Origin of the sequence: Flavobacterium sp. (genome assembly GCF_041392085.1) — a bacterium.
Classification (GTDB): Bacteria; Bacteroidota; Bacteroidia; order Flavobacteriales; family Flavobacteriaceae; genus Flavobacterium.
The window spans coordinates 218,164-237,824 of the sequence record NZ_JAWKMW010000005.1 but is presented as its reverse complement, the minus strand read 5'-3'; the positions used below and the strand labels follow the sequence as shown (position 1 = coordinate 237,824).

At 34.6% G+C, this 19,661-nt stretch carries 12 protein-coding genes; 3 read left to right on the top strand and 9 right to left on the bottom strand.

From position 1 onward, the window contains the following. Positions 1-19: 19 nt before the first annotated feature. The 3 genes from R2782_RS04035 to R2782_RS04025 are packed head-to-tail and all read right to left on the bottom strand — an operon-like array spanning position 20 to position 4,590. Positions 20-901 (bottom strand): hypothetical protein, encoded by an 882-nt coding sequence (locus tag R2782_RS04035; protein WP_371266788.1) that lies wholly within the window; start codon positions 899-901, stop codon positions 20-22. A gap of 1 nt (position 902) precedes the next feature. Next, a complete protein-coding gene (locus R2782_RS04030) occupies positions 903-1,787 on the bottom strand; it encodes a ChaN family lipoprotein (protein WP_371266787.1) in 885 nt (294 codons plus the stop codon). Beyond that, on the bottom strand, positions 1,765-4,590 hold the full coding sequence (locus R2782_RS04025) for a glycosyl hydrolase (protein WP_371266786.1): 2,826 nt from the start codon (positions 4,588-4,590) through the stop codon (positions 1,765-1,767). The genes R2782_RS04030 and R2782_RS04025 overlap by 23 nt, the downstream gene beginning before the upstream one ends. Positions 4,591-4,716: 126 nt before the next feature. On the opposite strand from R2782_RS04025, the gene R2782_RS04020 reads away from it, so the two are divergent. Continuing rightward, the gene (locus tag R2782_RS04020) at positions 4,717-6,009 is read left to right on the top strand and encodes an aminopeptidase P family protein (protein WP_371266785.1); all 1,293 of its coding nucleotides are present in this window, start codon (positions 4,717-4,719) and stop codon (positions 6,007-6,009) included. 257 nt (positions 6,010-6,266) lie between these two features. Beyond that, entirely contained in the window at positions 6,267-7,061 is a 795-nt protein-coding gene (locus R2782_RS04015; protein ID WP_371266784.1) for an alpha/beta fold hydrolase, read from the top strand. Here R2782_RS04015 and R2782_RS04010 read toward each other — a convergent pair whose 3' ends face one another. The 5 genes from R2782_RS04010 to R2782_RS03990 all read right to left on the bottom strand — a co-directional run bounded on the left by R2782_RS04010 (position 7,062) and on the right by R2782_RS03990 (position 16,572). After that, complete coding sequence (locus R2782_RS04010) at positions 7,062-7,904, bottom strand: mechanosensitive ion channel family protein (RefSeq protein WP_371266783.1); 843 nt, start codon at positions 7,902-7,904, stop codon at positions 7,062-7,064. Between the two features lies 1 nt (position 7,905). Next, complete coding sequence (locus R2782_RS04005) at positions 7,906-10,662, bottom strand: PD-(D/E)XK nuclease family protein (RefSeq protein WP_371266782.1); 2,757 nt, start codon at positions 10,660-10,662, stop codon at positions 7,906-7,908. A gap of 63 nt (positions 10,663-10,725) precedes the next feature. After that, the gene (locus R2782_RS04000) at positions 10,726-12,111 is read right to left on the bottom strand and encodes an OmpA family protein (RefSeq protein ID WP_371266781.1); all 1,386 of its coding nucleotides are present in this window, start codon (positions 12,109-12,111) and stop codon (positions 10,726-10,728) included. 99 nt (positions 12,112-12,210) lie between these two features. Beyond that, entirely contained in the window at positions 12,211-13,404 is a 1,194-nt protein-coding gene (gene kbl, locus R2782_RS03995) for a glycine C-acetyltransferase (protein ID WP_371266780.1), read from the bottom strand. Between the two features lie 15 nt (positions 13,405-13,419). Beyond that, positions 13,420-16,572 carry a UvrD-helicase domain-containing protein gene (locus tag R2782_RS03990; protein ID WP_371266779.1) on the bottom strand — a complete coding sequence of 1,051 codons (3,153 nt, stop codon included), beginning with the start codon at positions 16,570-16,572 and terminating at the stop codon, positions 13,420-13,422. 105 nt (positions 16,573-16,677) lie between these two features. Between R2782_RS03990 and R2782_RS03985 the strand changes: the two genes are divergently transcribed. Next, the gene (locus R2782_RS03985) at positions 16,678-17,283 is read left to right on the top strand and encodes a superoxide dismutase (RefSeq protein ID WP_371266778.1); all 606 of its coding nucleotides are present in this window, start codon (positions 16,678-16,680) and stop codon (positions 17,281-17,283) included. A 430-nt stretch (positions 17,284-17,713) separates the two neighbouring features. Here the strand turns inward: R2782_RS03985 and R2782_RS03980 are convergent, their stop codons facing one another. Next, positions 17,714-19,612: an amidophosphoribosyltransferase gene (locus R2782_RS03980; protein ID WP_371266777.1), complete on the bottom strand. Its 1,899-nt coding sequence runs from the start codon at positions 19,610-19,612 to the stop codon at positions 17,714-17,716. Positions 19,613-19,661 lie beyond the last annotated feature (49 nt).

Here is a 19,661-nt window from a genome sequence, read left to right as displayed (position 1 = left end):
CTAAGTATATTTACTCTTTTTATTTAATAAAGCTAGGAACCATACCGCGTATCCCCATATCTACAACATTTTCTCCAACTGAAGGTTGGTATTTACCGTCTTCAATTACTTCTGTCCATTCAAAACTGTTGTTAATTGAAAGTGATAATGTTACGACTACATCGGACTTTTCATTTCCGACTAGAGTTAGGCTATTTTCAAATTTTCCGGTCACGACACAGGAACCTTGTGGAATAGGTGAAGTTTGAAATAATGGGTTAGGAACTGTTGTCGCCCCGGGAGGAGCTTGTCCGGAAGTCATATACGGAAAAGAATCTAAAGCAAATGCCCAATAGCCTTGTAATTTATTTCCATTTACAGGAAAAACATTATTTCCTATACTATGTGAGCCGATATAGGTATTGTATCCTAAAAAGCTATCTAAAGTCCCATTATAGGTTGTTCCTTGACTTAATACTTGAATTTTTCCACTTTGGTAAGATAGGGAAAGTCGCACCCACTCATACGAGCCTGCCAATTGTGGCGTGATGGGAATAGTTAAAAAGACTTCGTTTTGACCTACAATTTTTGCCTGACTGAAATCAATCGCCAATGCACCACCCAAATCAGTTTCTGGTGCGTGATACAAAACTTTTCCTTGTCCTAATAAAGTGGTTGCCGAGGGTGCTAATTCTAAATAATGAGCACTAATGTTTTTCATATCGGGGGTTTGAGCAGCATTTCCATCCGGAATGACGGAAGGTTGACCCAAGTTGTTTAATCGAGTTTGGTTAGGATCAAACTTAATTTTGATGATTAAATTAGCCGACTCGGAAGCTCCGTCTTCGGAACTACAAGAGAAAAATCCGTAACTTATCACTAAGAGAAAAATTACAGCGGTCAATTTAATCCATTTGGTCATATTAGTAGGTTTTGGTCACGTCTTCGTCTATAACGAGAATAAAGTCGGCTTTATTGTAATGCTCTTGCTCTAATTTGGTTAACTCTTTTTGTTCAACAGTAGCTATTGTAATAATTTTGGTGTTTTTACGGTATTGATTAACATACCAACTAATTCCTTCAAAAAAATCACTATGATAGGTGCCATTATAATGCACAAAAACGGTGCCGCTTTTTAGGTTTTGAACAATAAAATGAGCCATTGTTGCATCCTTAATAGCTTGAGCTTTAGGCATTTTTTCACCTGCATGACCACCCATCATTTCTAACATTTTTTTATAACCCTCTAAATTGATATCAAACGGGATGGGTAACGGAGCAATCCAGCTTTTTTCTTCATCTGATAAATCATTTAAACCAACAAAATCTTTTTTAAAAACTACACTGGCATATCGACGTGGAACATTTGTAGCGATAAAAGGAAAATTTTTCGCTTTCGCAAAATCAACTAATGGTTTGTAATCGGTTTTGTAATTATTCCACAAACGAGCTGTCGTATCAAACTTTTTTTGATCGATTTCGTCATTCAGGTATTGATTTAACTGCTTTTGATTATCGGCTTCAATCATTTCTGCTCCTAAAACTAGTGACTTTCTCTCAGCTAAATCTTTTGTAAATTCCAATTGTAACCAATGCACGACTGAATTATCATGATGCTCTCCAAACAAAACAAGTTCTGATTTTTCGGCTGCTTTTAGGATTTTTTCATAGGATGATTTTTTGCCGTTTTTATCGAAAACTTGGTAGGGGGATTTGTTTTGGGCTAATGAAAATGCTGATATTAACAACAATAAGAGCCTTACTAACAGATATTTACTTGAAAAATTATTCTTTTTTATTTCTTTCATTTTTTATGATTTCAAAAGGGGTTGATTGTGAAACTTTCCCTTGTGTGATTTTAATTTGATATTTTCCCGGAATTAGATACGTTTTTCCGTTTTTCGATTCGGTTAAAGTAACTTTTTTATTTTTTTTCTTCCATTTCTCAATTCCGGATTTTGAAATTTCAACGTTATAGTTCCATTGATTTATTCCGGTTGACGCAGTTTGTTTTTCTTCGAATACAACAATTCCGTTTTCGTGAATAACTTGAATGATTACTTCGCCTTGATTTTTTACGTAATAATCTACATCGATTTTTGGTTCATTGGCAGGCAACCATTTACTCCAAGTGCTTCCCCAGAATTTCGAATGTGGAAGATTATCCAATGAAAATATTTTTAGTTCTAACGCTAATGTTTCCTCGTTCAATTGCTGAATTGATTTTAAATTCACTTTAAAAATTGATCTTCCGTGCGTACCAACCACCAAATCATGTGCTTCGGTTTGAATAACCATATCGTGTACAGCAACGGGAGGCATTCCGTTATTAAAAACTTGCCAATTTTTTCCTTGATCGAACGAAATGTAAACACCATTATCCGAACCTAAATATAAAATATTATGATTTACATTATCTTCTACCAAAACATTCACAGAAAGTGTTTCGAGTTGTGGAGCAATAGAATTCCAGGTTTGTCCATAATCATCCGAAACATATACATACGATTTAAAATCATCCCAGCGATAACCGTTTAAAGTAACATAAACCCGTTCGGTTTTGTGAGTCGAAGCAACTACTCTGGAAACCCACAAATCTTTTGGAAAAGTAGTTGAAATGTTCTGCCAATTCACGCCGCCGTCTTTCGTAATATGCACCAAACCGTCATCACTCCCCACATAAATTACTCCGAATTGGTTTTTGCTTTCGCTAATGGTGGTGAGGGTTCCATAAGCCACATTTCCTTCTTTTCCACCCTGCGTTAAATCAGAAGAAATAGGTGTCCACGTTTCACCTTGATCGAAGGAACGATGCAAATACTGCGAACCCATGTACAAAATATCTTGGTTATGCGAAGACAGCAAAATTGGGGTTTGCCAATTGAATCGCAATGGTTTTTCGTCTTTATTGGCTTTTGGCGAAATGTATTTGGTTTCTTTTTTACTTCTATCGATGCGATAATAATTCCCAAACTGAAATCCGGTAAAAACAATGTCAGGATTTCTTCGGTCAATTTGCGTTTGCATACCATCGCCTCCCATTAAACTTTCGTAGGCATATTTTCCCTCTTGGTGCCATTCTACGTTGTACTTGTAATTATTTGGACCAAACCAAACACCGTTATCTTGCATTCCTCCATAAATGTTATACGGTTTTTGATAATCAACATTCACTGAATAAAACTGACTCACGCCATGTGAATTGCATTTTGTCCAGTTTGCTCCATCGTCATACGAAATATTTAATCCACCATCATTTCCGTTGATTAAATGCCCTGGTTTCTTCGGATTTATCCAAACGATATGATGGTCTAAATGCACATTTTCCCGATTGATGGAAACAAAAGTTTTTCCGCCATCGTCCGATTTAATCAATGGTACACCACAAACATAAAGTTTATCTACATTTGATGGATCTACTGCAATTCTTCCGAAATAATATCCATACGTATAAAAGAAATCATCAATAAAATCGGTATGTGTTTTTTTCCATGTTTTCCCTCCATCGGTTGATTTATAAACTTCGGCTCCAATGACTTCGGTTTCAAACAAGGCTTTGTTCGCATCTTTAAAAATAGCTAACAATTCTTCCGGAAGAATATCACCGTTACTGACTATATTTTTTAAATTTTGAGCTCTATATTTCTCGGTAAGTCCGTGCTTTTTTAAAACAGTGTTAATTTCTTTGTCTGAAATCTGCATAAAAACATCACCCGGTACACTGAACATGGTTGGCAAATCGTTTTGCCTCTCCTCAGTTTTAGGACGATTGAATTGGTTGTCTAACACTGCATACACCGTTTGATTATCAAATGCTGCCAAGCCTATTCTTCCTACTCCATCTCCAGTTGGAAAACCACTTTCGGGGGTTGAAATTAATTTCCAAGAATTTCCGCTATCTTCACTTTTATAAATTCCGGAAGTAGAGCCGTTTCCTAAAAAATTCCAAGCTTTTCTGTCTTTTTTCCAGGCCGCAGCATACTGAATGTTGAAATTTTTTGGCGAAACTGAAATATCAATAACTCCGGTTTCATCATCAATAAACAACGTTTGTTTCCACGTTTGTCCTCCATCGGTTGATCTGAAGATTCCTCTTTCATTATTTTTGGAATACAAATGTCCGGTAACGCCTACTATTATTTCGTTTGAATTATTGGGATTAATTTCAATTTTCCCGATGTGATGACTGTCGGTTAAGCCCATATTTTTCCATGTTTTCCCTTTATCGGTGGATTTTAAAATTCCGATACCGGCGTAAGAAGAACGAGAGGAATTGTGTTCACCGGTTCCCACCCAAATGGTTCCGGTTTTCCAATCTACAGCAATTTCACCTACATTTATAGTTGGAGCAGTATCCATGACCGGTTCAAAACTCATTCCATTATTGTTGGAATACCAAAGTCCGCCAGAGGCATATGCTACATAAAATTCGATTGGGTTGTTGGGATTCACATCTACATCCACCACTCTTCCACTCATAATGGTTGGTCCAACACTTTGAAAAGCAATGTTTTTGACGAGAGAATTTTCGTTTGAAACAGTGGCATTTTGAGCCCATGAAAAGGAAACAAAAAAGAGAAGCCAAACAAAACCGACGCGTTCTTTCCTCATTTGATTAAATTTAGTACGGAAAATTAGGCATAACTACGCTGTTGACAAAATTTTATCGTTGAATTAACAGCAAATCGTTGTATTCTTACTAATTTTGATTTTTACACAATTTACATCTTTTCAATTATGAAATACCATCCGATTGATCGCGATTTATACATCAAAAACAGAGCAAAATTTACAGCTCAAATGAAGCCAAATAGTGTGGCGGTTTTTAATTCGAATGATATTTATCCGGTGAGTGCTGATTCGACGTTGCCTTTTGCTCAACACCGTGACATCCTCTATTTGTCTGGTGTTGATCAAGAAGAAAGTATTTTGCTTTTGTTTCCCGATGCTCCTTATCAACATTTGAAGGAGGTTTTATTTCTACGAGAAACCAATGAACACATTGCCGTTTGGGAAGGTGAAAAGCTCACTAAAGAACGAGCTTTTGAAGTTTCAGGTATTAAATCGGTGTATTGGTTAAGTGATTTTCATAAGATTTTGAAAGAAGTCATGGCTTATTCTGATACGATGTACATCAACACCAACGAGCATTACCGTGCTTCGATTGAAACAGAAACCCGCGAGGCTCGTTTTATCAAATGGTGGAAAGAAAATTATCCGGCTCACAAAGTGGAAAAAAGCAATCCGATTTTGCAGCGTTTACGTTCGGTAAAAGAAAGTGAAGAAATTGATTTGTTGCAAAAAGCCTGTGATTTAACTGAAAAAGGTTTTCGAAGAGTGCTATCTTTTGTAAAACCGAACGTAATGGAATATGAAATTGAGGCCGAATTTGCTCACGAATTCATTAGAAATCGTTCGAAAGGATTTGCTTATACGCCGATTATTGCTTCTGGTAATAATGCGAATGTTTTACATTATATTGAAAACAACCAACAATGCAAAGCAGGCGATTTGATTTTGTTGGATGTGGGTGCGGAATATGCCAATTATTCGAGTGATATGACGCGAACGATTCCGGTTTCAGGGAAATTCAACGACCGTCAAAAAGCCGTTTACAATGCGGTTTTGAATGTAAAAAACGAAGCTACCAAACTTTTAGTCCCCGGCACATTATGGAAAGAATACCATGTGGAAGTGGGTAAAATAATGACTTCAGAATTATTAGGTTTAGGTCTGTTGGACAAAGCCGATATGCAAAATGAAAATCCGGAATGGCCGGCTTATAAAAAATATTTTATGCACGGCACCTCGCATCATTTGGGATTAGACACGCACGACTACGGATTGTTGCATGAACCCATGCAAGCCAATATGGTCTTTACCGTGGAACCCGGCATTTATATTCCAAAAGAAGGTTTTGGTATTCGATTGGAAGATGATGTGGTGATTCAAAAAAGTGGCGAACCGTTTAATTTGATGCGAAATATTCCGATTGAAATTGAGGAGATTGAATCTTTGATGAATGCTTAGTTTGGTTTAAAAGTTTAAAGGTTTATAAGTTTAAAAGGCGACTTGCAGGAATGTAGGTCGTTTTTTTGCCCAAAAAGTTGTCATTCCGACGAAGGAGGAATCTCATTATCTGAACAACTTTATGTGATTTCTTCTTCGTCGAAATGACACGGGATTTATTGCTATTAATCTATTCATCTCAAAATTCCTTTTCTCAAAAAATAGGATTTTAGTTTGGTAATAATTTACTTTGTAAGCGTAACTTTTTAACATTAAACTTGAAACCTGAAACCCAAACCATCCTCTATAAAAACACCAAAATCAACTACACCGACATTGGAAAAGGAACGGCTGTTGTGCTATTACACGGCTTTTTGGAAAACCTTTCCATGTGGAATGCTTATGTGGATGAATTTTCAAAGAAAAACCGTGTAATCAACATTGATTTACTAGGTCATGGAGCTACTGAATGTTTAGGTTACATTCACACGATGGAAGATCAGGCGGATATGGTTCATCACGTTTTGCACGAACTCAAAATTAGAAAAGGGATTTTTATCGGGCATTCCATGGGCGGTTATGTGGCATTGGCTTTCGCCGAATTGTATCCAGATAATGTAAAAGGTTTGGTTTTGCTCAACTCGACTTCGCGTGCCGATAGCGAGGAACGCAAGGGGAATAGAGACCGAGCGATAGCTGCCGTGAAACAAAACTATTCAGCTTTTGTTCGAATGAGTATCGCTAATTTATTTAGTGAAGACAATCGGGAGCGTTTAGCGGATAAAATCGAAGAAGTTCGTAACGAAGCGTTAAAAACGCCACTTCAAGGCATTGTTGCTGCTTTAGAAGGCATGAAAATCAGAAAAGACAGAGAAGTCATTCTTCATTTTGCTCCTTATCCGATGCTGTTGGTTTTAGGAAAAAAAGACGGTGTTTTAAATTACATAGACAATTTAGAGCAAATTGAAAACACCAAAGTTGAATTAGTCTCTTTCTCGGACGGACACATGAGTCATATTGAAAATGAATCAGAATTGAAGTCGGTTTTGGTTAACTTTTTAAAAAAAATATAATTAGCCTTCATATTGTTTAATTTCAACAATATTTGAAGGCAAACTAAATCCTTCTTCCGTTAAACGCATGAGTACTTTTTGCATTACTTCATTCTTTATGCTCAAATGATACGTTTTTGAACTGGATTTAAACGTGTCAATCCAAAATAGAATCTTCAAATTAATGGTGCTAGCGGCCAATTCATCAATAACTACAGTAGGTTTTTTGGTATCGTGAATAACACCGTCTACTTGTTGCAAAGAATCTAAGATTACCGAAATTGCTTTTTTAACATCACTACTGTAGTCTAGTCCTAACATAAAATCATATCGTAAAAAGCCATCAATAGTATAGTTTATCAAAGGATTTTTTAAAATTTGCGAATTAGGAATAAAAACATCTTTTCCATCGGTCGTTTTGACAACTGTTTCTCTCACACGTAGTTCTCTTACGTAACCCACAATATTTTCGGATTCTATTAAATCATTTTCCTGAAAAGGACTCTTGAATGCTAAGATTATTCCCGCTAGAAAGTTCTCGCCAATATCTTTAAAGGCAAATCCGACAATAAAAGTTAAAATACCTGCACCGGCTAAAATGTTGGTAGTAATATCTTTAAATCCAAGCAAACTGAGAAAAAATAAAAAGATGATTACTTTTAGAGCAACACGAATAATTTGGGCAATAAAAAGTACAGATAAGCTATTTTTAATTCTGTTTTTTAATCTTTTATTCAAAAGTGAACTAATTAAATTAGCCAACAAAAAACCAATAATCAGAACGCTAAATGCAACCAATATCACCGTCCAATTTTCATGAAGATAGGTAGAAATTTGCTCTATTTTTTCATTTAATTTTTCCATCTTAATTTATTTTTTCCTCGAAAGAAATTGATTTTTCAAGAATAAAATTAAGTAAATTAATTAATTCTGTTTTAAAATCCTCTACTATACTTGCATTTACCTTATTACTGATTACTTCTCTACCTTGTTTTATTTGAAAAGGCATAAATCCGGCTTTTAAGTTCTTAAATGAAATAATACCTACCTCAACTTCCATACCTTTGAACTCAGATTGAACCATCAATGCATAACATAATAATTGAATAACTTTGTCGTGTTTGATATCCTCCATTAAGCCTTCCCAATGCTGAATAGAAAGATCTTTTTGTTCTACTTTTCCGGTTTTGTAATCAATAATCCGTATCATTCCGTTTCGAAGTTCAATTCTATCAACATTCCCTTTGATTTTTATAGGAAAAGGCAAGCGTTCATCTAACAATATTTGTTCGAAATTTTGTTCTAAAAACAGTACTTTAACAGCATCGCCAAACTCCAATTGTTGTTTTTCGAGTTGAATAAAATTAAAAACATTTCGTTTCGCCACCTCAAAAGCCAATAAGTTCTTACCTTTTGCTATTTCGCCTTCTTTATAAACTTCTTTGAATTGTTTAAAGACTTCCTCATTTACCAATTGCAACATACATTCAAGCATGGAACTGGTTAAAAAAGTATTTAAATAAGGTTTGTACAATTCTTCTAATGCCTTATGAATAATTGTTCCGAGTGTATTTACCGCAATATTTTCTTCTACCTCATCAATTTCGGAAATTCGCAAAATTCGTTGAAAATAAAACTGAATTGGGTTTCTAATATAGGTTGTAATTGTTGAAGGAGAGAATCCACTTTCTGCCATTTCTTGTAAACGATTCATGATTAAATCTGATTTTTCTACAACAATTTGTTTTCTGGCATTTTCAGGTAAATAGGCATTATAAACTTGATGCGTTAACACATGATTAGGTTGCTTTTCAACTTCTAATTGTGTGATAAAACGACTTTTTTCTCCGGCATCAATCCCTTCGGATTCGGTATTATACAGCAAATAAATATTTTTGGCTCTTTGTAATAAATGGTAGAAATGATAGGTATAAATTGCATCTTTTTCTTTGAATGTTGGCAGTCCGATTTCTCTTTTTACATCAAGCGGAATAAACGAATTTTGATTTTTACCGGCAGGAAAAATTCCTTCATTCATAGAGGTTATGATAACGGTTTCAAAATCAAGCACGCGGCTTTCCAACACACCCATAATTTGTAATCCTTGTAGAGGCTCACCTTCAAAAGAAACTTCTGCTAAATCGATAATTTCTTTATAAAGTAAAAACAAACCTTCAATTGTAGTGATGTGATTGTGTTGCTCACAATAGGTTGTCAATTTATTAATCACTTTAAAAACGGCAAATACAAAACTACTGGTCAACTTATCTTCAGGAGTTTTTTCTTGCAAAAAACTTCTGATTTGAAGTAAAATGGAGGAAACTCTTTGTAAGATCTGCAATGGATTAGCTTCCCATCTTTGGAACAAAAGCGAAAAAAACGAATTATCAACTTCGTAAAATTCTACCAATTTGGTTAAGGTGATAAAACTATAATTATTATTGTTTATTTTTTTAACAACTGATTCTGCTTGTACTATTGGGTCAACAAGTGGATTTTGCAACACATCTAACACATCTTTATAGTAAAAAACATAACTATTCGTATGACTTCTTTTATGTGCGTTCTGGTGCATTTTAAATAGCTTAGCAACTAACAGTTGAGCCGGATTATTTTTCCCGGAATAGCCCATTGTAATGTTTAGATGAGAAACAGATTCCGGCAAAGAATGTAATAACGGAATTAGCATGTTTTCTTCTCCAAGAATTATGGCAATGTTTTGAAGTTTGTGCTCTAATGATATCGATTCAATTATTTCTCCAACCAATTTAGCTTGACCAATTGTTTTTGGAGTTCCCATGATTTGAATCTGCTTGGGTTTCTTAAATTCATTAAAAATCCATTGATAGGAATTTGATTTGTAATAAGGCCATGATTTTTTAATTTTTCTGGCAAACAAACCGGCATCATGATACGAATCGTTGAGAAAAGTTTCTTCTACATCCCACAACACGTCTGCTTTTTCAATTGAAAGCAAGTGTTGAATAATTTTTTCCTCGGCCTGATTCAAGGCATTGAAACCGGCAAAAATCACTTGCTGTTTAAGGTTTTCAGAAAAGTAATTCAAGTTGTCAACTGCTTCCCGATAAATTAGCCCTTGATATCCTATTCCTTTGGACAATAGATGTTTATAAAATTCTTGGTAATATAACGGGATACTTTCCCAGAAAAGGAGGTAATTGTCAATTAATTTGGTTTTATCTTGCGGTTCAAGATTCCATCTTTTAAGAGCTTCAATGTCTTTAAGGTAGGAAAACACATAGTTGGGCTCAAATAAGTAGCGATCAATTTCATTAAAATCGTGCAACAATGTTTTACCCCATTTAGAAAACTGCTCAAAAGGTTGCTTGTCATTATCAGCTAAACGAGAATAAATAGTGTAAAATTCAAATAATAGCTCAATCGAATCAACCGATCGTATACCCGCGATGTCCTGAATAAAATCTTCAATACTTATTATTTTGGGGGCAAAACTATTTTGCTGAATTTCATTTTTTAATTCTTCTAACAAAAACACTTTTGCTCTTTTGTTAGGAAGAACAACCACTAATTCTTCAATTGTAGCAGCGTAATTGATAACAATATGCTTTGCAAGTAACGATATAAAAGAGGTTGACTTCATGTTATAAAAATAAAAAAACGCCCCGATAATCGGAGCGTTTCCAAAATTTATTTTTAATTAAAATTATTTTATTAAAACAACCTCTGTTCTTCTGTTTTGTGCTCTACCAGCTGCTGTTTTGTTATCAGCTACTGGTTTAGATGGCCCATAACCTTCAGATTCTAATCTTGATGCATCAACGCCATTAGCAATTAAGTAATCTTTAACTGCCGCAGCTCTTTCTTTTGAAAGTCTTTCGTTTGTAGCTAATCTACCTGTACTATCTGTGTGACCTTCAATTCTAAATCTTGCATGAGTATACTCATTCATTACATTTTTGATAGAAGCTAACGTTTCGAATGAACTAGACTTGATTGTAGATTTTCCAGTATCAAATAAGATTGATTTTGCATAATCATTTAATTTTTTAACAACCTCTTCTGATACTTCAGGACAACCATTATTAGCAACAGTTCCTTTTACATCTGGACATTTATCGTCTTTATCAAGAACCCCATCACCATCTCTATCTGGCCATGGACATCCATTGTTTTCTTTTGGTCCTTTTTCGTTAACACAAGAATCGTCTTTGTCAGCAATTCCGTCACCATCAGTATCAGGACAACCTTTCAATGATTTTAATCCGGCAACTTCTGGACATTCATCATCTTTATTCGGCACGCCGTCACCATCTGTGTCAGGACATCCTTGGAATTCAGCTAAACCAAATTCATTTGGACAAGCATCGTCACCATCAATAATTCCGTCTCCGTCTGAGTCAGGACATCCGTTATATTGTTTTAACCCTGGAACTTCAGGACAAGCATCATCTTTATCATAAATACCATCACCATCAGTATCTTTACCTCCAAATTTGAAAGTAAGACCGGCAAAATGCTGTAAATGAGCAGGCATAACTGTTCTATCATCTTCAAACGAATGTTTGTATGTAGATTTTACAGAAAGACCTACAACTTCAGAGAACCAAAAATTAAAACCTAAACCTCCATTTACTGTTCCGGCACTATTATCACCTAAGAAAGTATAACCTCCACCGATGTGTAACACTGGTTCAATAAATTTTAAATAAGTACCTGCACTGAAATTAATCGTTCCATCAACAGCATAATACATTTCATCAATATCTGTCACAACATAATCTCCGGTTGCGTCTTTAGGGCTTACGAATTTGTCAATTTTGTTAAAAGATCCAGTTACACCGAAAGAAAAATTACCCCCTACATGTCTGGAAACAGTTAAGTAAGATACAGAAGGAACAATGTTCCAAAAATCTCTTGCATTAAAATATTCAGAAAACTGATTTTTAACGCTTTCGGCAGCACTAACTCTACCTCCGTCTACGGCATTAGCTCCAAAAGAGATTGCCCAAGGGTTATTACTATCTTGAGCAGTTGAACTTAGTCCAGCAAACATAAAGATAGCGACAACTAATTTGTTAAGATGTTTCATACTTGTTTTGTTTTGATTACAATATGTCGTTAATTCATGCAAAAATAAGTTGTTTTATTTTAATTACAAAACTAAATGTTAAAAACATTAATAAGAAAACTATATGATTTTCAACATTTTTCCAACACTTGTAAAAGCATCAATCGCTTTATCAAGATGTTCTTGAGTATGAGCAGCTGAAAGTTGTACTCGAATTCTAGCTTTTCCTTTAGGCACTACCGGGAAAAAGAACCCAATCACATAAACTCCCTTTTTTAATAATTCCTCTGCCATCTCTTGGGCCAATTTAGCATCATAAAGCATCACCGGAACAATGGCTGAATCTCCGTCAACGATATCAAACCCTGCCGCAATCATTCTTTTTTTGAAATAATTAGTGTTCCATTCAAGTTTGTCGCGAAGTGTTGTGTCTTTTTCTAATAATTCAAACACCTTTAAAGAAGCCCCAACAATCGAGGGTGCTAAAGAATTTGAAAACAAATACGGTCGGGAACGCTGTCTTAAAATCTCTATAATTTCTTTCTTACCAGTAGTATATCCGCCCATTGCTCCGCCCAGGGCTTTTCCTAATGTACCGGTAATGATATCAACTCGACCTATAACTCCTTTAGCTTCCAAAGTGCCTTTGCCTGTTGCTCCAATAAATCCGGCTGCGTGACATTCATCCACCATTACCATTGCATCGTATTTATCGGCTAAATCGCAAATTTTATCCAACGAAGCAACTATTCCATCCATTGAAAAAACACCGTCAGTTACAATCAATTTAAACCGTCTGCCTTCTTGATTAGCTTTAACAAGTTGTTGTTCCAACTCTTCCATATTATTATTTTCATAGCGATAACGAGCTGCTTTACATAATCGAACACCATCAATAATAGAAGCATGATTCAAACTGTCTGAAATAATTGCATCCTCTTCACCTAACAAAGGTTCAAAAACACCTCCGTTGGCATCAAAAGCGGCAGCATATAAAATTGTGTCTTCTGTTCCGTAGAATGTAGCTATTTTATGTTCTAATTGCTTGTGAATATCTTGTGTGCCGCAAATAAATCGTACAGATGACATACCGAAACCATGCGAATCCAAGGCATCCTTGGCTGCTTGAACCACTTCCGGATGAGACGAAAGTCCTAAATAATTATTTGCACAAAAATTCAACACTTTTTCACCGGTTGAAATAGTGATTTCTGCACCTTGCGGCGACGTAATAATTCGCTCTTTTTTAAACAATCCGTTTTGTTGAATAGTCTCTAATTCGTGCTGTAAATGTTGTTGTATTTTACCGTACATATTGCTTTTATTTTTTTACAAAGTTACTATTTCCAATGTTTCTCCAATGTAAACCAATGTTTTTTTCACCACTAAAAAACCCATATTTTCGAGAGCAGATTCGTAAAGCATAAGTTGTTTGTGATGCTTTACGTTTGATTCTCCTGTTTTATAATCAAGAATAAATACCTCATTTTGTTGGCTGATTACTATACGATCAGGTTTTACAATGGTGTGTTCCTTTTGTAAAATAATTTGTTCGTTTAGAATTTTATTTGATTCATAAAAAAAGATGGATAATTCCGGATGAAAACATATTTGTTTAACAATAGATAAAACTGTTTCTTTTTGATTCAATTTAATAATTCCGTTTTCTAATGCTTTTGTGATAGCCAAATCGATATCATTTTTTGTTCGTACATAAGACATTATTTCATGAATCACATTGCCATATTCGATTGCTTTTTGTTGGTTTGTTCCCCACATAAGATTTTCTCGCTGGGCAATTTTTATCGAACTTGGATTAAGTTTTTTCTGAACTAAGTTAATCGGAATTAACTCTTGAACTTTTTTACTTTCTGTTGACACTTTTTCAGCACTACCCCACTCATATTCTTTTCTTTGAGGATTGAACATTTCTTTTTCTTCTAAAAAAGAAAGAAAGAAAGTTGACATGTTATTGGAAACAATTTCTCCTTTTGAAGTCAAATTCATACTTGAAATGATGTGCAATTGTTCTTCTGCTCGTGTGAGTGCTACGTATAAAATGTTTACGTTGTCCAATAATTCCTCTTCCTTCTTTTGATGATATACTGCTGAGGCTAATTCTCCTAATTCTTCAACATCTTTATTATTGTCTATTAAAATTTTAGGCAATTCAATTAAATCAAATTCAGGTTCAACCCACAATTTATCTTTGGGAGAATTGGCATAACTTTCTTCGGCAAACGGAAAAATAACTACCGGAAACTCCAATCCTTTGGACTTGTGAATTGTCATGATTCGAATAGCATTGTTCCCTTCAGGTGAAGGAATACTAAATTTAGCACTATTTGTATCCCAATACGCTAAGAAGTCGGAAATGCCGGATTGGTTTTTTATATCTCTATCCAAAACCCTATCCAAAAAATCTTGGACATATGCGTTTGATTGATTAAGTTTTAAGAATGTGTGGATAATGATTTCAACCGCTTCAAATAATGATTTTTTTCTAATATGGTAAAACGAAAAAGATAAGTCTAAAGCAGTTAGCCAATTTTCTAAATCATTTTCCTTCTCAAACGCCATTCCTTTTGCTATAAAATCATGCGTTGGTATTTCATGTTGAAGATACTTAGCTACATAATATAAAAATTCTGCTTTTGACTGTTTGTCACCACCGTTTTTTAAAAACCGTAATAATGAAATTATCAGATTTACTTCTGAAGAATTTTGTAACAGCAGTGATTCCGAAGAAACAATAGGAATACTTTTCTCTGTTAAAAATCCGGCAATTTTGGTTCCCGATTCTTTTTTCCGGGTCAAAATAACCATATCACGATACGAAAACCCTTTTGATTTTAACTCTTCTATTGTTTGCAAAACGGCTTCTAGGTACAAATCATCTTTTTCAACCTCGTCTTCCCATTCTACTTTGGATGGAATAAAAGAAAGTTTAACATACCCTCCTTTTTTATCATTATCCTTTTGATAACTATGGTTTAAATATAGATCTTTGTAATCTTGATGTTCAAAACTGTGAGCCAAAAAGGAAAAAAACTGATTGTTAAAATCAATAATTTGGCTGTAACTACGCCAATTAGTATCTAAATGAAAAAGTTGCTTTTCAGGATTCACAAATGGATTTTCATCTTTGCTCAATTGAATGAATTGTTCCGCCCTACCTCCACGCCAACGATAAATGGATTGTTTCGGATCGCCCACAATCATCAAAGAACCTCTTTCTTGATTTAAGTCCTCACTAGACAAAGCATTGTCAATCAATGGAATTAGATTCTCCCATTGCATTTGAGAGGTGTCTTGAAATTCATCAATAAAAAAATGTTTATACCGCTCACCCATTCGTTCATATATAAAAGGGGCCGGTTGGTTTTGAATTTCGTTGTGAATGATGGCGTTAAATTCTGAAATCGACAAAATATTTTGCTCTTCCTGAATCTTTTCCAACTCCTGACTCACCTTGTTTAATAATGATAAAGGTGTAATATTCTTTAAGAAAGCTAGGTAAAACAAATATTCTTTAATCAAAGAATGTAAGTGTTTGAAAAATTGTACTAACTCTGCTGAAATAGAATCTACAGCATCTTTTTGTATTTGAGGTAGCGATTTGGAATATCTATTACCTTCTTCTAAATACCATTCTATTTTAGGATTGTAGTTAATTTTACCTTGAGCTGTTTTAGAAAAATAATTATAAACCATACTACGATTGAACGATTTAGAATCTAACCCTTTTGCATTGATTAGTTGCATAGCTTTTTGTCCTAAAGTCTTACATTCGTTTTCGATGGTTTTGATTTTATTGTGTACTTTTTTCTTTACATCAACAAACTCTTGAATTTGTTTTTCTTTGAAATGAAGAATTTCGTTACGATTATTTTCATTCACCAACAACTTTGAGATTTCTTTAATATCTCGAGTAACATCCCATGATTTATCATCATCTGTTTTTTCAAGAGAAAAATCAACTAATAAGTGTGTGAGCATTTCATCATCGCCGGCCAAAGCAACAATAGCATCTACAGCCTCTTGCAATAGATTGTCTGTTTCCAAAGAAACTTCAAAAGTGGAAGACAAATTTAAATCATTAGCAAAAGTACGAATGACTTTGTGTGTAAATTTATCAATAGTAGAAATATCAAAAGCAGCATAATTGTGAATAATATTTCGAATGATTGTTTTAGATTTCTGTTTAATTTCTCGTATAGACAAATCTGTTTCTGAGACAATAGCTTGCATTACAGACATTGCTTTGACATTTGGTGACTCTGAAGCAAATTGAGAAAGCGTTTCAACCACTCTGGATTTCATTTCACCAACCGCCTTGTTGGTAAACGTAATGGCTAAAATAGTTTTATAAGCATCTTCTTTTTTGGATAAGAGAATAATTTTAAGGTATTCTTTTACCAAAGTATATGTTTTACCGGAGCCGGCAGAAGCATCATAAATTGAAAAGGCTGGTTTATGCAAGATTATAAGATAAATTAATACAACAATAACAAAATAGAATTTCCTTTTCCAAAGTTAATTGATTAATTTTGATGCTCATTATTGTTAAACATAAATTTTTAAAACATGACATTTGAACTACCACAGTTACCTTATGCATATAATGCATTGGAACCACATATTGATGCCAGAACAATGGAAATTCACCATTCTAAACATCATGCAGCCTATACAAATAATCTGAATGCTGCTATTGAGGGAACCGATATGCAAGGTAAAACAATTGAAAACATATTAATTAATCTAGACAAAACCAATGCGGCTGTTCGTAACAATGGTGGTGGTTTTTATAATCACAATCTATTTTGGACAGTAATGTCTCCTAATGGCGGTGGAGAACCAAGTGGAGAATTAGCAGAAGCAATCGAAAGAGATTTTGGTTCATTTGCTGAATTTAAAGCTAAGTTTTCTAAGGCTGGAGCAACTCAGTTTGGTTCCGGATGGGCTTTTTTATGTGTAAAAGACGGAAAATTAGAAGTGTGCGGAACTCCAAATCAAGACAACCCGTTAATGCCTGGTGTAGGTTGTGGCGGAACTCCTATTTTAGCAATGGACGTTTGGGAACATGCTTACTACTTGCATTACCAAAACAGAAGACCGGACTATATTGAGGCCTTTTTCAACGTTATAAATTGGGCAGAAGTTTCCCGAAGGTTTGCTGTAGAAAAATAAAACTATTTCTTTTTTAATCAAAAAAAAGCGACACTTATTTGATGTCGCTTTTTTTGTATAAAAATAAAAAGGTGGAATTTCTTCCACCCTTTTGCCCCAAATCTACCATAAACTTAACCGTGCGTACTATGGTAATTACAAATGTACAACGGATACAGACACGAAACTATTGTTTGGAAAGATAAATTTTAACAATTAGGGAATAAAGGGTACATTGTATGTTTTTGTGGGTTTTTGACTTGTTTTTAAAAGCATTGTAATCAATGTAAAATAAAAAAGGTACGCATAGCGTACCCTTTTTGCCCCAAATCTACCATAAACTTAACCTACTAATGCTATGGTGAAACAAATGTATATCAACACTATTTTGTTAACAAATAAATTAGATGAAATGCAACAAAAATCGTTAAAAGGCAAAAACCTTAATTAGCTAATAGGCTCTTGCGTCTTTACCCTCGTAAAAATTCATAAAAGCCCTATTCACCACACGGTTACCACCAGCAGTTGGATAGTTGCCGGTAAAATACCAATCGCCCAAGTCTTTAGGACAAGCAATGTGTAAATTATCCACAGATTGAAAAATAATTTTTACTTCTGCATTAATGTCCGATGAACTCAACATCTCGGCAATTTTATTAGAAATTTGCTGGTCACTGAATGGTGCATAAATTTCTTTGACATAGTTGACTATTTCTCGGTCTTTTAATTTTTCTTGTTGTTTACATTTTTCATAAACCTCATCAATCAAATGATAATGATTGTTTTCTTTCAACAATTCCAAAACCGCACGAAAAGCAACCAACCCTTCTAACTTGGCCATGTCAATTCCATAACAATCCGGATAGCGAATTTGTGGGGCCGAGGATACAATTACGATTCGTTTTGGATTTAAACGATCCATCATTCGAATAATACTTTTCTTTAAGGTTGTACCACGAACGATACTATCGTCAATAATTACTAAATTATCTTCCGGATTGATTACACCATACGTTACATCATAGACGTGAGCAACCAAATCATCGCGGCTGCTGTCTTCAGTAATGAATGTTCGCAGTTTAGCATCTTTAATTGCTACTTTTTCTGTTCTGATTTTTACAGAAAGAATTTCTTCTAATTTTTCTTTTGTTAAGGTTTTCCGATTATCCAGTATGTATTTGTTTTTTCGTTGGTTCAAAAAATCCTGTGCGGCTTCCACCATCCCATAAAAAGAAGTTTCGGCTGTATTTGGGATGTATGAAAAAACAGTGTTATCAGTATCACTATCAATAGCCTCCAAAACAGCTGGAAGAATTAATTTTCCTAGCATTTTTCGCTCTCTGTAAATTTCAGCATCGCTTCCTCTGGAAAAATAAATACGTTCAAACGAACAAGATTTTTTTTCCAACGGTTCTAAAATTTGTTCAATCGAAAAACTTCCGGACTTCTTTACAATCAATGCTCTACCGGGCTCTAACTCTAGTACTTTTTCGAAAGGTACATTGAAAACCGTTTGAATTACCGGTCTTTCGGATGCAACCACCACGATTTCGTCATCTTCATAAAAATACGCAGGACGAATTCCGGCCGGGTCTCGAAACACAAATGCATCACCATGACCCAATAATCCGGCCATAGCAAAACCACCATCCCAATTTTTTGATGCTTTTCGTAAAATCTTAGCAATATCTAACTTTTCAGCAATAACTGGAGATGCTTCGCGTTTAGACAAACCATTGTTTTTACATTCTTGATATAAATCAGTCACTTCATCGTCTAAAAAATGGCCTATTTTCTCCATCACAGTAACCGTATCTGCTAATTCTTTAGGGTGCTGACCCAATTCTACCAGATTATCAAAGAGCTCTTTTACATTGGTCATGTTAAAATTTCCGGCCACAATCAAATTCCGGTGCATCCAGTTATTTTGTCTTAAAAACGGGTGAACACTTTCAATACTATTTTTACCAAAAGTTCCATACCGAACATGACCTAAAAATAACTCTCCAATATAAGGGATGTTTTCTTTTTGCCATTCCACATCATTTTCAAAAGTTGGGTTTTGAATTAGTTCTTCATTAATCCGTTCATTAATTTGTGCAAAAATATCTTGAATCGGCTGAGATTTATTTGAACGAACCCGACTGATGTAACGTTGTCCGGGTTCAACATCAAATTTAATACTGGCAAAACCGGCACCATCTTGACCACGGTTGTGTTGTTTTTCCATCAACAAATACATTTTTTGGATTCCATAGAAGGCTGTTCCGTATTTGTCTTTATAATACTGAAGCGGTTTTTTTAATCGTAATAAAGCGATTCCGCATTCGTGTTTTAAATTGTCACTCATTGTTGTTGTTTAAACTGAACTTGTTTCAGTTTCGTTTTGTAGGTTGATT